Annotated in this window: 12 protein-coding genes; 8 read left to right on the forward strand and 4 right to left on the reverse strand. The window is 62.2% G+C overall.

Features of this window, described 5'->3' with window-relative positions; all coding sequences use genetic code 11:
* Nucleotides 1–22 precede the first annotated feature (22 nt).
* Nucleotides 23–1,093: an HNH endonuclease gene (locus ACWDTI_RS05005; protein WP_449736967.1), complete on the reverse strand. Its 1,071-nt coding sequence runs from the start codon at nucleotides 1,091–1,093 to the stop codon at nucleotides 23–25.
* 250 nt (nucleotides 1,094–1,343) lie between these two features.
* Between ACWDTI_RS05005 and ACWDTI_RS05010 the strand changes: the two genes are divergently transcribed.
* From ACWDTI_RS05010 to ACWDTI_RS05035, 6 genes are all read left to right on the forward strand, one after another.
* A complete protein-coding gene (locus tag ACWDTI_RS05010; RefSeq protein ID WP_449736920.1) occupies nucleotides 1,344–1,658 on the forward strand; it encodes a nucleotidyltransferase family protein in 315 nt (104 codons plus the stop codon).
* A 58-nt stretch (nucleotides 1,659–1,716) separates the two neighbouring features.
* A complete protein-coding gene (locus tag ACWDTI_RS05015; RefSeq protein WP_449736921.1) occupies nucleotides 1,717–1,968 on the forward strand; it encodes a HepT-like ribonuclease domain-containing protein in 252 nt (83 codons plus the stop codon).
* Nucleotides 1,969–2,496: 528 nt separating this feature from the next.
* Complete coding sequence (locus ACWDTI_RS05020; RefSeq protein ID WP_449736922.1) at nucleotides 2,497–3,102, forward strand: hypothetical protein; 606 nt, start codon at nucleotides 2,497–2,499, stop codon at nucleotides 3,100–3,102.
* A gap of 51 nt (nucleotides 3,103–3,153) precedes the next feature.
* The gene (locus ACWDTI_RS05025; protein WP_449736923.1) at nucleotides 3,154–5,205 is read left to right on the forward strand and encodes a hypothetical protein; all 2,052 of its coding nucleotides are present in this window, start codon (nucleotides 3,154–3,156) and stop codon (nucleotides 5,203–5,205) included.
* A 513-nt stretch (nucleotides 5,206–5,718) separates the two neighbouring features.
* Nucleotides 5,719–6,918 carry a DUF2130 domain-containing protein gene (locus ACWDTI_RS05030; protein ID WP_449736924.1) on the forward strand — a complete coding sequence of 400 codons (1,200 nt, stop codon included), beginning with the start codon at nucleotides 5,719–5,721 and terminating at the stop codon, nucleotides 6,916–6,918.
* Between the two features lie 62 nt (nucleotides 6,919–6,980).
* Entirely contained in the window at nucleotides 6,981–7,502 is a 522-nt protein-coding gene (locus tag ACWDTI_RS05035; protein ID WP_449736925.1) for a hypothetical protein, read from the forward strand.
* Between the two features lie 36 nt (nucleotides 7,503–7,538).
* On the opposite strand, the gene ACWDTI_RS05040 is transcribed toward ACWDTI_RS05035, so the two are convergent.
* The gene (locus ACWDTI_RS05040) at nucleotides 7,539–8,879 is read right to left on the reverse strand and encodes a protein kinase domain-containing protein (RefSeq protein ID WP_449736926.1); all 1,341 of its coding nucleotides are present in this window, start codon (nucleotides 8,877–8,879) and stop codon (nucleotides 7,539–7,541) included.
* Here ACWDTI_RS05040 and ACWDTI_RS05045 point away from each other — a divergent pair.
* Together ACWDTI_RS05045 and ACWDTI_RS05050 are read left to right on the forward strand one after the other, a co-directional pair.
* Nucleotides 8,863–10,983 carry an 8-oxoguanine DNA glycosylase OGG fold protein gene (locus ACWDTI_RS05045; protein WP_449736927.1) on the forward strand — a complete coding sequence of 707 codons (2,121 nt, stop codon included), beginning with the start codon at nucleotides 8,863–8,865 and terminating at the stop codon, nucleotides 10,981–10,983. The genes ACWDTI_RS05040 and ACWDTI_RS05045 overlap by 17 nt on opposite strands.
* Before the next feature lie 266 nt (nucleotides 10,984–11,249).
* The gene (locus tag ACWDTI_RS05050) at nucleotides 11,250–12,434 is read left to right on the forward strand and encodes a DNA cytosine methyltransferase (protein WP_449736928.1); all 1,185 of its coding nucleotides are present in this window, start codon (nucleotides 11,250–11,252) and stop codon (nucleotides 12,432–12,434) included.
* Nucleotides 12,435–12,456: 22 nt separating this feature from the next.
* On the opposite strand, the gene ACWDTI_RS05055 is transcribed toward ACWDTI_RS05050, so the two are convergent.
* Both ACWDTI_RS05055 and ACWDTI_RS05060 read right to left on the reverse strand, forming a co-directional pair.
* A complete protein-coding gene (locus ACWDTI_RS05055; protein WP_449736929.1) occupies nucleotides 12,457–13,233 on the reverse strand; it encodes a DUF6339 family protein in 777 nt (258 codons plus the stop codon).
* Nucleotides 13,230–14,060, reverse strand: coding sequence for a hypothetical protein (locus ACWDTI_RS05060; RefSeq protein WP_449736930.1), 831 nt, complete (start codon nucleotides 14,058–14,060; stop codon nucleotides 13,230–13,232). The genes ACWDTI_RS05055 and ACWDTI_RS05060 overlap by 4 nt, the downstream gene beginning before the upstream one ends.
* Between the last annotated feature and the right edge of the window lie 19 nt (nucleotides 14,061–14,079).

A 14,079-nucleotide genomic window follows, 5' to 3' on the forward strand; every position in this document is an offset into this window, starting at 1 on the left:
CTCTGACGCTCAGCGTCCAAGCTCACCACGCCACCGTCGGCCAGCTGATGTCGGTTCGTTCGAACGGTCGAATCTGTTTCCGCCCCAACCACATCGGCGTCGACTCCGGTTGCGTCGAGTAGATGCCGTGGGCGACCGACGCGACCCGCTGGTACTGGCTGGGCCAGTTGATGGAAGCTGCGAGGTCGTCGAGGACGGTGTGGCCGCGGTCGAGCGCACGCAGCACGAGTTGCGGGTCGGGGAGCAGGTCGGACTTGTTGCCGTTGCACTCGGCGCACGAGAGGACCAGGTTGCTCAGGCCGTCGATGCCGACACGCGACCAGGGCAGGACATGGTCGACGTGCCGCGAGCGTGGCAAACGGCTTGAGCAGTAGAAACATTGGGTACCGAACTGCTCGGCGAGTACCTCTGCCGGCTTCGCCAGCGAGATGCGGTCGGCACCGAACAGATGATGTGCCAGATCAGGTCCGGTGTCGAGGAGCAGCTTGTTCATCCGACGGACGTCGTCGACCCAGGCCAGCTGAAACGCCGGTTTCACCAGCGGGGCGAGTTGGGCGAGGGTGTGGCAGATGCCGGGAAACAGGGTGAGACGGTTGCCGTGATCGTTGATGGCCCGCAACGAATCCCGACCCATCCAGCTGTCGTCGTAGAGGAAGCAGTCGTAGGGTCCGGTGCCGACCTGTTGCAGCCGCTTCAGTGGCATCTCAACGAGGCTGCGTTTCACCGTAACTCGGCTTGACGCGTAGATCGCCGATGCGTGGATCGCGGCCGATTCGATGGGGATCTCGCGGGAGCGAGAGGTTATGGTGGCGGTGCGCAACGTGGTGACCGCGGTGAAGATCTTGCCCGAGGGCTGGGTGGTTTGCCGCAGGACGTGGTCGCCGTCGACGTCCTGCAGCGGCCGCAACTGCCGCCAGTACAGATCCATCACGCGGTGAGCGAGGTCGTCCAGATTGATGTCGACAGCGGCGGTCGGGTCGTCGGGGACATGCTCGACGGCAAGGTCGAGCAGCGCGACCATCGTCGCGAGTTTGTAAGTTGCGGTGCGACGGCCATCCTCGAGGACGGTGACCAGACGTTGACCCAGGGTCATCGGGTCGGGTCCGGCGGGCACGGAGGTGAGTCTAGCTGGCGCGCGTCTCCAGCAGATCTGTACACAGGCGGACGCCGTGACTGTTTCGTGGCGGGGGACGAGCTGTGGCGACGCAACGTCTTCGACCGTCGTCACTGGTGATGATCTGGCCTTCGTGCATCGCCGACTCGGCCGGCGCAACGGCAGAACTTCGGGCACCAGTCGACCACTCGCCGCGACCACTCGCCGCCGGATGGGCCACAATGTGGTGGTGACCGCGACCAGCCGTGATCGGCGCCCTTTCGACCTCGCCGCGCTGCGTGCGCGACGTGACGAGGTGTTGCGTGTGGCAGCTCGGTGGGGGGCTCACGACGTCCGTGTCTTCGGTTCCGTCGCACGCGGTGAGCAGCACGAGGGGTCGGACATCGATTTGTTGGTCACATTCGAGGAAGGCCGGTCGTTGCTCGACCAGGTGCACCTCATCGACGAACTGCGCGAACGGTTGGGAACGGCTGTCGATGTGGTCGCCGAGGGCGGGTTGCTGCCGCGCGATAGGCGCATTCTCGCCGAATCGGTCCCCCTATGACCCGAGGCGACGACGCGCGCGTTGCCGATATCCCGACGGGCTTGCTCGTCGGCTCAGCATGTCGTTCGAGGACTGGCAATGCGACGAGGATCTGCGTTTGGTTACCGAACGGCTGGTCGAGATCATTGGCGAGGCGTGTCGTGTGCTCACCGACGAATTCCGCGCAACGCTGCCGGATGTCGATTGGTCTGGTTTCATCGGCCTTCGAAACGTGCTGGTGCACGCCTATCACCGAGTCCAACCAGAGTTGCTCTGGACTGCGGCGACCACTGACGTTCCGGCGCTGGCGGCAGCCCTCCGCGACGGGTGATCGGGCTTGTGTTCGGGGCATCCCGGTCCAGGTGGCGAGCACTGCGCCTGGGGAGCAGGGCATTCGGAAGATGCTTCTTTGACTATCCCTGTGTTGCAACAGATGGCGAGGGTCGGGGCGCCAACCACGAGGAGGTCCTACGACAACGATGCCAGAAGCGCACAGCCGGAATTCCAAAGCCGACGTGGGTGATTAGGTCTAGTCGGCCGGCGGCGTCGGCATACCCGCATCGTGACCGGGCTTCCGCGAGACAGCCAATGGGGTCAAAGGTACTCAATTTCGAGTGCTGAAGGTCCCTGTGCGGCAGCCGCGGTGCCCGCCTCGGTTTACCTGCTCGATCCAGATATGAACGTAGACAGCACGATTCGCGCCGACCCAGAGTTGAGTGGTGGCACTCCATCGCGCACTCGAAACCGCGGATCAGGCTAACAAATGACTGGGTTACGACGATGAAGTTCTTGCGGATCGTGTCTCGACGGCGATCAGCGGATGCACCGACTTGATGGACCACAACGAGAAGAACGACCGATGACCTACCCGACCGCACCCATCGACCCGAACCAGTGGCAGAGCTACCCGGCTCAGCAGCCCCCACCCCTGCCCCCGCAACCGCCGCGTGGAGGCAACACAGCCCTGATTGCCCTGGCGTCGGTGGTCGTTGTCTTGTTGGTGCTACTGGTGGTTGGCGGCGGCGTATGGCTGCTCACCCGGGGCCCGGCCACGCCTGCGGCATCCACGACGACACCGCCGGTGACGGTGACACAGACCCAGACGCCCGCGCAGACCAAGACCGAAACAGTCCCGGCTCCCGCACCGGCGCAGCAGCCGGCAGCGCCGGTCCCGGCCGACCAGGGTGAGCCCAACACCACGGTCTCCAGCGGTGGGGAGCTGTTCACCGTGTGCCCGTCGGGGCGAGTGGGTGTGGCGACCAGCGTCACCTCGTGCGCGTTCGCCGACAACGTCGGCTCGGCGTACCGCAGTACTGGCTCGTCGGTCATCACGGCCTACAGCCCGGTGACCGGACAGAACTACACGATGAGCGGTGACTCGATCACGATCACCTTCTCCAGCGGTGGATCGACCGTCGGGATGCGGTACGTGGGTGGCAACAATGCGGTGGTGATCGCATGGTGAGTGTGCGCCGACCATGGTCTTGGTGCTCGGGTCTTGGAAAGTGAGTTGATCGTGAATATCGCACAGAGTTCGGATCGTTGCACAAGCTATAACGGTCACGGCGCACGATTTGAAGTGGACGCGTCATCGATCACGAAGGTCAATGGTGCGGCCGTCGGCGCAGCGTTCGGTACCGGGGCGCGAATTGCACTCCCGTCGGTCATCGGAGTGAACTTCAAGCCGGCCACTCTGTTGGTGAACGGCTACCTGCAGGTTGTTGTCGCCGGCATTGCCCCGGCCAAAGCGGCTGCTGGTGACCCGACGACTGTCGTGTTCACCCGCAAGACGCAGGTCCAGTTTGAACAGCTCCGAGACTGGTTGCAGCACGTGGCGGAGATCAATCGTGCTCAACGTCCGCAGGCTTCGACGACACCGACACCGACACCAGCGGTCGGCTCTCACCCGGTTCGGGCGTCGACATCACGAACACCCTCGTCGACGCCGCTCGTCACCGATGTCGAGATCGCCGGCGAAAGCTACCATCAAGAGTCATTTGCTCGACTGTTTCGAACAGCGGCCAAGCCACTGGGCGGACTCATCTGGCGAGATGCCGAACTCGTCCCGGAACCGAAGAATCCTTACGACAGGCATGCGGTTGCAGTCCACATCGGCGGTCTCGTCGTCGGTCACGTGCCGGCTGAGATGGCACCCGAAGTGCAACCGAAAGTGATCCGCGCCAACAAGTCTCATACGCACGTCATCGTCGCAGCCCGCGTCTGGGCGATCTTTGAACATGGTAAATGGTCGGCGCGAGTGACGCTGGAACCCAGCGAAGAACACGAGCCCGAGTGGAGCTATGTCGACCAACCACAGTGGCCAGGAAGGTTCAGCCCCGATCGCACCGAGCGGCTAACCGATGAAAGTCTGCTGCGCCAAATCGCTGCTGCCGACGCGGCAAGACTCGTAAACGGACGCGACTTCGAGACCCTTCGGCCCGACATCGCCCAGGCGCGCACGGACGGCGACTTCGACCGCGCGCAGGCACTCCTCAACGAATGCATCTGCGCCGCCGAACGCGGTGCAGCGGTCACGTTCACGCGGCCAACCGCGTGGCCCACCGAACAGGCCGCGATCGTATACCGCTCGCTCAAGGACTACGACGCCGAGGTTGCGGTGATCGAACGCTACCTCCGGGCCGACCCTGATCACGCGGGCACCAAAGGTCTGCAAGCGCGGTTACGCAGAGCGCGAGAGCTGGCCGGGCACGAGGTGCCCGCACAGGACATTCCGCGAAAGCCTGCTGTTCGGGAACACCAGGCCGACGCAATACTGGCAGATGCGCTGCCAACGGTAGAAGTCACGCTCCCTGACCCAGCAGAGCTCGCGTATGAAGGGGATTTCACCGACACAATCGCCGCGCTCCTCCAGAGAGCTCACGTCCCCGACGGTCAAGCTATGCACACCACGGCGGTCGTCCGCGAGAACCCTCACTCACCGCGAGGACGCGGCGTCATCGCCACCTATATCGACGGAGAGCTTATGGGTTTCGTCGGCGCGCTGGACTCAGACATCGTCCGAGATGTCATTCGGCGCGACGAGTACGTCGGGTTCGATTGCGCGATACAGTGCCGCGTGTATATGCCCGACAACGCACGAGCACAAGCTCGAATCACACTTGGTCCCTACGAATCTGCGATCGCCAACGAAGACGAAACAGAGTCGGCTGCACGGGACCGTCAGACCGCCAAGGAACAGGCCCTGCTCAGGGAGAGTCGACTGGCTGCGGGCGGAGAGGAAGCCGAGGACCAACGGCGACGCCTGGTCAGAGGCAAGGATTTCACCGAATGGGTTGAACCAATCAAAGCGCTCAAACGCTCGAAGCGGTATGAGGAGGCGCTCGAGCTGATTCTCGAATGCGTCGATACTGCCGAACGCGATGCGCGGTACCACGAATACGCACCGCCACCTTGGTATACGGAACAAGCTGCGATCATCTACCGCCAGACAGGAAGCATCGCAGCGGAAGTCAGCATCCTCGATAGGTTCCAGCGGGCCTGTCCGTCCGGGAAGTCATCGCCATCGATTGCAGAGCGGCTGGTCAAGGCTCGCGCGAAGCTGCGATAGCACCAGGCGAGAGGCCGCGTCGTCGAGCGTTGCACCTTCCACCGAGCGACCGCGGGCGCCGCCGCAGCCGGCGAGAGAATCCCGCTGCCGAGAGTTCCGGGGCCGTCCACAGCCGCCATGAGGGAATTGGTGGCCACGATCGCGACGAAGGTACTCGATTTGGCTGGGACGAAGGTCCCCACGAAATGGCGTCAAGAACCGATCCGTGCCTTCGTACTATTCCAAAGTAGCTGTTGTGCAATGTAATTGCAGCGACAGCTGCATTGGTGAACCGCAAGCGGCCAGGTTGAACGTGCGATGGGTTGCTGTAATGAATCCATGCGTAACTACGACAAATGCTACGGATAACTCATCGCGAGCGATCGAGAGCGAGAACGTAAGGCGGCGTCGTCGCCAAGCAATGGCCACCCGGCAACTGCAGCACAGAGCGAGCGGTTTCCTACTGCTTCACCACTGCTGGGCAGAAGTCGGAAATCCTCGTCGGACGTTCTCGATACGAGAAGGAGAACAGTCATGAACGAGATCGAGTGCCCGCACTGCGGGACAGCATTCACCGTCAGCGAGGCAGAGTACGCCGGCCTCCTGCAGCAGGTGCGAACTGCGGAGTTCGAGAAGGAACTCCACGCGCGCCTTGCCGAAGCAGACAAGGCCAAGAAGACCGAGATAGAGATCGCCGAGGCCAAGGTCGCCCAGCACGCCCAGCAGGCCGTGGCGAAGCAGGACGCGGAGATCCAGCGACTGACGGCCGAACTCGAAAGAGTCAACACGACGCAAGAATTCGCCCTCGCACAGGCAGTCTCTGATGTGCAACACAAACTCGACCAGGCTGTGAACAGTCTCGCCCTGCAGGAGGCCGAACAGAAGGTCTCCGAGGCGGCACTCAAGGATTCCTACTCCAAGGAGATCGCGCTCAAGGATGACCTCATCGATCGCCTCAAGGACATGAAGGCGAAGCTGTCGGTCAAGCTTCTCGGCGAAACCCTCGAACAGCACTGCGAGACGGAGTTCAACGGGGTTCGGTCCCTTGCATTCCCGAACGCTCAGTTCGGCAAGGATAACGACGCTTCCGGAGGGACAAAGGGCGACTACATCTTCCGAGACTTCAGCGACGACGGTGTCGAGTACATCTCGATCATGTTCGAGATGAAGAACGAGGCCGACGTGTCATCGACCAAGCAGAAGAACTTCGATTTCTTTGCCAAGCTCGACAAGGATCGTCGCGAGAAGGGCTGTGAATACGGGGTGCTCGTGTCGATGCTCGAAGCGGACTCCGAGTTGTACACGGGTATCACCGACGTGTCATACGAGTACCCGAAGATGTTCGTCGTTCGCCCACAGTTCTTCCTTGCGATCATCGCCCTGCTGCGTAACGCGGCCCAGGAGACCATCGTGGTCAAGACCGAACTCGTGCAGGTGAGGAAGCAGAACATCGACATCACCAACTTCGAGACCGAACTCGAGGTGTTCAAGTCGAAGTTCGGCAAGGACTTTGACCTCGCCAAGCGTAAGTTCGAGACTGCCATCGGCGAGATCGACGCCGCGATAAGTAGGCTGGAGAAAGTGAAGGCCGCACTGCGCGGGTCGGAGAGAAGCCTTCGCCTCGCCAACGACAAGGCGACAGCTCTCACCATCACGAAACTGACCCGGCGCAACGAGACGATGAAGAGCAAGTTCGCCGAGTTGGAGCGGCAGCCTCAACCGGAAGTCGTCTGAGAAGTCTGGCGATTGAAAGGAGTTGGCCGATGCCTTACACCCTTGACGGGCAGTCTGTGTCGATGAACGACGCCATCGACGCGTGGGTGCCGTGCGCAGTGGATCTGCTGACGAGCACGGCGAAGAAGTACAACGGAGTTGTCACGTATAAGCAGCTCGCCGACTTTGTCCAAACGCAGTCAGGCGTCAAACACGATGCACTCCTGCCAAACTGGATCGGTGGCGTGTTGGCGGGGGTCATCACGCACTGCGAGCAGGAGCAGATTCTGCAGCTCGGTGCGCTCTGCGTGAAGGAAGACGGAACAGTTGGGGACGGCTACCGTCATTCCGCCATCGCCGGTGGCGAAACCTCCTCGCTGGACGACGATCAACTCGATGACCATGCGGCGAGGATGCGACTCGAGTGCTACCGCTATTTCGGCGCCAACCTCCCACCAGGTGGTGGCGAGCCGACGCTGACGCCACGGGCGAGTGCTGCGCGCGAGCGGAAGAACCGGCAATCCAGGGCCGACGAACTACCAAGAGTCTGCGCAGTCCACTTCACGGTGCTCCCTGCAACAGGCGTGTGCGACGAGTGCCTGTAGACGAGCCGGACGGGGGTCGTATGCGGCCGACCAACCTCACCCGCCGACGGCGTGCAGGTCCGCCTCCAACAGTGCTCGCAGCCGGTTCTCGGTGATGATGTGGATCCGCTGTCCGCGGCGTTTGCGCTCCCGTGCCGCGTAAAGTTTTCGGCCCTCGGAGTTTCCGACGGTGTTGGCTATCTGCGGGGCGCGAACGACCACCGAGGTGTCATTGTTGACCGCTGCCTGAATGGTCGCTCCTGCTTCGGTGATGAGTCGGCTCATTTCCTGCTGGGTGCCGGTATCGAACCGTCCGGTGACCACCACGTGGTGGCCGTGCAGCGTCGCCGGGCCGCGAGTGCTCCGCATATCGATCTTGCCGAGTCCGGTCAGGGCCGAATGAGCCTGGGTCCCATCGACATACTTCAGTCCTTTACGTGCCGTCGCGTGCCAGATCCAGCATTTCAACTCCTCCGGCGCCTCCAGCGAGCGGATGTGCCCGATGTCTGCGTTGTACCAGTCGGTGCCGGTGAGCAGCGCTCCCGCGAGGAGTCCGACCTGGTAGACGTCGATCCAGCTGCCCCAGTGCAGGCGTTGCTCGATGTCGGTCGGTGAATACATCGGTGTGTAAGCGTCGATTGGGGATCGTCGCGGGTTGAGCGTCTGTTTGGAAATTCCGAAGTCACCGAGGACAAGGTGACCATCTCGAAGAAAGACGTTGTCCGGCTTGATGTCCCGATGGGTAATACCTGCCGCATGCATGATGGCGAGTAGCCGAAGAAGCCGTGAGAGTTCCCGATGGACGACAGTAGGAGACCATCCGCTCCATTCTGGATCGTCGATCAATTCGGCAACGGTGCCTTCCCTCAGGTATTCCGACACGAGTACGTACCGGATCTTGCTCTTCGGCGTACTGCCGACTGCGAATGCGTCCAGCATCTCGACCACCTCGGAATGGCCGGCGAGCAGATTGCCGAAATGTGCTTCCCCGTGCCAATCCGCAGCGGAGGAACAGACTTTCACACACACAGTGCGAATCTCGCGCCGACCGTTCTTGGACAACTGCTGTGCCGTGAACACTGTGCCGAAGCCGCCACCCCCGAGATACTCGTCGATCCGGTAGCGACGACCGTCGTCGTTGGTGATGATCTGGCCTTGGTTCAGTGGATATCGGGATGGCACGGGTTTCACGGTAGCTGTGGGTAGGTCCGCTGCGCGGGAGATCTCTGTTCTCCGCATTCGGCCGTCGAGCTTCGTTTTGGCCGGGTGGTGGCAGCTGCCAGTGGTCGAGATATGAAATCGTGGGACAGCGGATGCCAACCCACCAGGAGGTCCTGTGACACCGATCCCGGAAGCGCTCAGACGGTATTCCAAAGCCGACGTGGATGCCCAGGTCATCGAGTGTGATCCCGAACGGTGGGAAGCGCTGTTCGCCGGGCACGAGGCCGTCTTCGACGAGTTGTGCGCCCACGTCGTCGAGAACGGCGGCATCAAACGCGCGTTCATCCACGACCGAGCGGACATCGACCCGGTCGCGGTGTTCCTGCTGTCGATGGTGTGGGGATACGGGCGGGTCGGATACGGCCCGGCACGAACCGCAGCCATCCTTCGTCAACCGACTGCAGCCGCAAACATCGTGGGGATCGTGAACGCAGCCCGGACCGAAGGTGCCAATGCCGGGTGGCGGGCACTCTTCCGGACTCATCGAATCCGCGGACTGAACATGTCGTTCGGGACAAAGTTGCTCTACTTTGCCGGATACACGACAGCGCATCGACCCCGGCCACTGATCCTTGACGAGCTCGTCCGAGTCGCCTTCCACGACGTGGTCAGCGCGGACATGCCGTTGAGGCCCAGGTACGTGCGCCACGACGACTATGGACGGTACGTGGCGGCCGCCGACGAGTGGGCGGACGAGTTGGGCGGCGCCGATGTCCTCGAGTTCGCGCTGTTCGATCTGCAGCAGCAACGAACGCGGCAATCAAAGCCCGGCGGTGCCAAGAAGGTTGAGCCTACCGAGCCGGGCCACCTCTTCGTCATCCACGGGCTGATCGAGAACTTCGACGTCGATGCATTTGTCATCCCGACAGACTCGGCTTTCCGGGTCCGGCGGTATTGGCGGCCTGTCACCGGCCCACGATCAGCCGCCAAGCCCTCAGTCTGGCCGCAGGAATACGGGCGTAGCCAGACCCGCGACAACGTGTGGTTCCTCAACGTCTTCGACACGGGAATGGTCAGCGGCGACGACCTCGTCCGCCGCATCGACGATGTCTTCGCCGAAATCGTTGGCGCTGAGCTGCCGGCACCGGACTCCCGGGTGCTTCCTCGGGTGGCCCTGCCGGTTCTCGGCATCGGTGGGGAAGGCCAGGGAGCCGATCGTGGCGCTGTCCTCGACGTGCTCTTGGAGGCACTGCGGCGTCTTGCAGTCGATCACGGTCTCGACATCGTCCTGGTGACGCCGGATCGGTCACTGTTCAGCGCTGCGCAGCATCGGCGCCGAGTCGTCGCCGACGGCACACCGGCGACCTGGTCGTTGTCGGAACGGGAATTGGCGGAGGCGCGGCGGTTGGGCGAGTTGGCACGCCACGGTCATCTCGCGTTGTTTCTGGGCGCCGGCGTGAGTATGGCTGCGGGACTGCCGAGTTGGAATCGGCTGCTGGAGCAGATCGCCGAGCGCTGCGATACCGGTATCGAGAGCTGGGCCGATCTCAGTGGCCTCGACAAAGCCGAACTCCTCAAGCAAGCCGTGGAACCGGAAGTGCTCAATGACGTTGTCGCCGAGGTCATCGGGGCACCGACCAAGGTTGCGCTCGCGCACGGGTTGCTCGCGGGATTGGGTTGCCGCGAGTCCATCAGCACGAATTACGACGGGCTGTTCGAACGTGCGGTGTCCGCCACCGGGCGCCCAGCGCCGACGGTGCTTCCATGGCAGGCGGTCGAGGTCGGTCGGCCCTGGCTGCTCAAACTGCACGGAGACCTCGATAGACCGGAGAGCATCGTGCTCACCCGCCGCGACTTCGTCTTGTTCGACGCGCGCTCGAGACCTGCCGGGTCGCTACTGCAGGCCACTCTGATGACCAAGCATCTCCTCATCGTGGGTGCTTCGCTGGCCGACGACAACGTCATCCGCCTGGCCATGGAGGTGGATGAGTACCTTCGCCTCAATGGCGGCGAGTCGCTGCAGGGAACATTCGTAGACGTGTCCGGCTCGTCGGCACGAAAGAACCTGTGGACCAACCAGTTCGGCTGGTTCGTGTGCGAAGGCGCCAGTGAGTGGAGTCGGATCCGTCGTATGGAGATCTTCCTCGACGCGGTCGCGGCGTTCGCGGCATCCGACGCGTCATGGTTGCTGGACGAGCGGTTTGCCGGGATGCTCAGTCCGGACGAACGAGCAGTAACGAAACGGGCTCGTGGCCTGCTTCGTCCAGACGGTGCTGTCGGTCAGATGCTCTCGCCGCTGGAGGATGCGTTGAGATCGCTGGGCGGAGGCCGCGAGAGTTGATCAGGACGCCCGCGTAATGGAGTTGAGCTCCTTCGCGAATGCATCCGCGAGACCGCTTGCTCGACAGTGATACTAAAGCCGGACCACCTTGCCCGAGTCCAGATCGTACCTACTCGGCATGCTGCACCTTCCCCAGAAAAGGAGGCGTGCATCAAACCGAGGATGATTCACACTCGTGGTGCAGGCGGCGCTGATTTGAGACCGGATGTTGGACACGCTGTAGGTACCCGTTTGTGGTGTCGTTCCTGCCGGCTACGCTCAGTCGTATGCGGGAAGGGGTCGGCGAGTTGTTGCCGCAGTTGAATGAGAAGCCGGTAATAGTGGACCTCTTCGCAGGTCCCGGGGGGTTCGATGTGGCAGCCCACTGGCTCGGAGTCCAGTCGATCGGGGTTGAGTTCGACCCCGCTGCGGTGGCCACACGACGAGCGGCCGGTCTCGCCACTATTCATGCGGATGTACGTGACTGGAGCCCGACCATGTTTCCTGCAGCCAACGTCTTGGTCGCAGGACCGCCTTGTCAGACCTTCACGGTTGCGGGAAAGGGCCACGGGAGACGCACGCTGGATACGGTCCTGGCGCTGGTGCGAAAGCTGGGTACGGGTCAACTCGAGGACGTGGAAGAAGAACTCGCGGCGTTCGAGGACCCACGAACACGACTGGTCCTCGAACCATTGATCTGGGTACTAAGGGCTGACCAGGCTGGCCAGCCGTTCGAGGCAGTCGTGCTGGAGCAAGTCAGAACGGTTGAGCCGGTCTGGCGTGCGGTGCAGGGGGTGCTCGAAGAGCACGGATACGGAGTCGATGTCGGTGTGCTCTGGTCCGAGATGTATGGAGTCCCGCAAACTCGGAGGCGGGCGATTCTGGTTGCACGGCGAGGGCTTGACAGCCAAGATGTCCTTCTGCCGAAGCCGACGCACCGGGGTTACGTTCGAACAGCAGCCGGAGAACCAGCCCGGTTCAAGAAGGGGACGTCGGGGCTCCCTTGGGAAGGAATGGGTCGTGCGCTGGGAATCGAACAACCCTTCAGCGTGATTTCGAACTATGGGAATGGTGGCGATCCTGCAAACCGCGGTCGCCGGGGTCACGATCGCCCGGCATTTACCGTGACGGGCAAGGTATTCCGAAATCGCATGGTATTCGAGGACGGTGCGGAGCGGCGATTCACCCCTTGCGAAGCCGGGCGACTGCAGACGTTTCCAATCGACTTCCCTTGGCGAGCAGCAGATAAGGGTCTACAGATCGGGAATGCCGTGCCGCCGCGAATGGGTGCCCACGTTCTAGCGGCCGCACTGGGCCTCGAGATCTCGGAGAAGCTGTTCGAGCGCAAGCTTGCTCAGTGGCGGATGCCTGATCACGTTGAGGTGCAACGTATGCAGGAATCCGCACTTCGCGCGAAGACAAGCCAAAGCCTGAATCCAGGCACAGACACATCCAGACTGTCCGTTGCGTGATTCCAGGTAAGGGTCTCCCGCGTCACCGTGTGGTCGGGCCGCGATAGGCCGCTGAACGCGCATCAAGCGATTCTTGAGCGGCGTTGCGCACCATGGCGTCCAGCTGATCCGTGCTAAGCGCTGGAAAACGAACGAAGAGGCCGAGTCGCAGGAGGCGCTTGAGTGAGTCGCGGAACTCCTCACGGTGGCGGTCTGCGCCGCCGAGCGAATCCCACACCCGGATGATCGACCGAACCACGGTCGGGCTGGCACCGAGGGAGGTACGTCGCTCGTAGATCTGGCCGAACGACTCACCGCCGATGCGGGATAGGTACTCGTAGGAGTCCGCCTGGCCAGCCTCATGGATGAGTTGTGCTCGCCACCAGAGCCTTCCAAAGGTGTGACGGGTCAGGTCACCGGGAATGATGCGGTCGGGACCAGGCTCGGGGAACCGCCAATATGCGACGTCGGGTAACAGCACCACTGCCCAGAAGGACCACACGTCTGCTGACGCAGCCTCTGCTGGAACCATGTTGCAGTTCTCGTGAAGATAGCGGGCTACACGCGTGTCGAACTCGGCGCCACCTGCGCGGGACACGCTCGAATCCGGAAATCCGACACTGCTCGCGATATCGAGGATCTGCTCACGGTGGATGCCGAGTTCACCAGCAGAGATCCGGCTTCCCCCTGTCGCTGTGAATATCTGACCTTCGTCTGAAGTTCCTGCACGCCTTGTGAGTTCGGGCAACTCTAAGGAGGCGAACTCTGCGAAGCGCGCCGCGGCGACCTTATGGAGCAGGCGGGGATAAAGGCGGCTCAATTTAGCTCCTGATATAGCGCGGTGACTGCTTGGACTTCACTCGCGAAGCCCGTCGGATCGCTCATGTGCATGCGCCGGACGTCTTCGACAGTCCGGCCCTCGAAGAATCGCCGGAAAATTCCCTGCATAACGGCCCCGAGACTGTCGTCGGAGAATTCCGTGCTGTCATCGAAGTCATCGAGGATCAGGGCGTACTCGATGAGCGTTCGCGTCACGTCGGAGTACGCCGACGACGTGATCGCCAGGTCGACAGGCGTGGGGTTAAGGAGGTTTGTGAATGCCTGTGCAGCAGCCTTGTTCGCCTTGTTGACACACAGCAACAACGCCCCAGCGGCTGGAGCGTCCGGACCACCGCTGATTTCGAGGTACCAACCGGCCTGTTCGGGAAAACCCGCAATAGCGAAGTCGACGATGGCAATGGGAAAGAGATCGCGCTCATCCTCGAGGCGTATATCGAAACCGTCTCGCCACAGTTCGGATCCTGAAAGATGTGCTGTAAAGGGACTACTGACAGAGATCTCTTCCGCAAGCAGGACGAATGTGCTCAGGGTGATTACCCCACCCAGATCTGCTCCGCGGAGGAATCCAGTCAGTTCGAGTGACAACGGACCGGACGCGGGGAGTAGTTCGTGCGCGCAGCGCATCTGTTGCCTTGACCCGCTCGATTCCCAAACCACAGCCAGCGAGATAGGGGTGCCGGGAGGCAGTCCAGCACTCGAACGTACTCGGTCGGTGTCGACTCGAACCGAGCGCCGCACCGTCAGGTCGGTGTTGTAGTCCCATCCGGGAATATGATCGGGAGCCTCGAACTCCAGGTCGTTGATCAAGACTCGCCAGTCTGCAGGT

The sequence above is a fragment of the Gordonia sp. NPDC003424 genome, assembly GCF_053588655.1.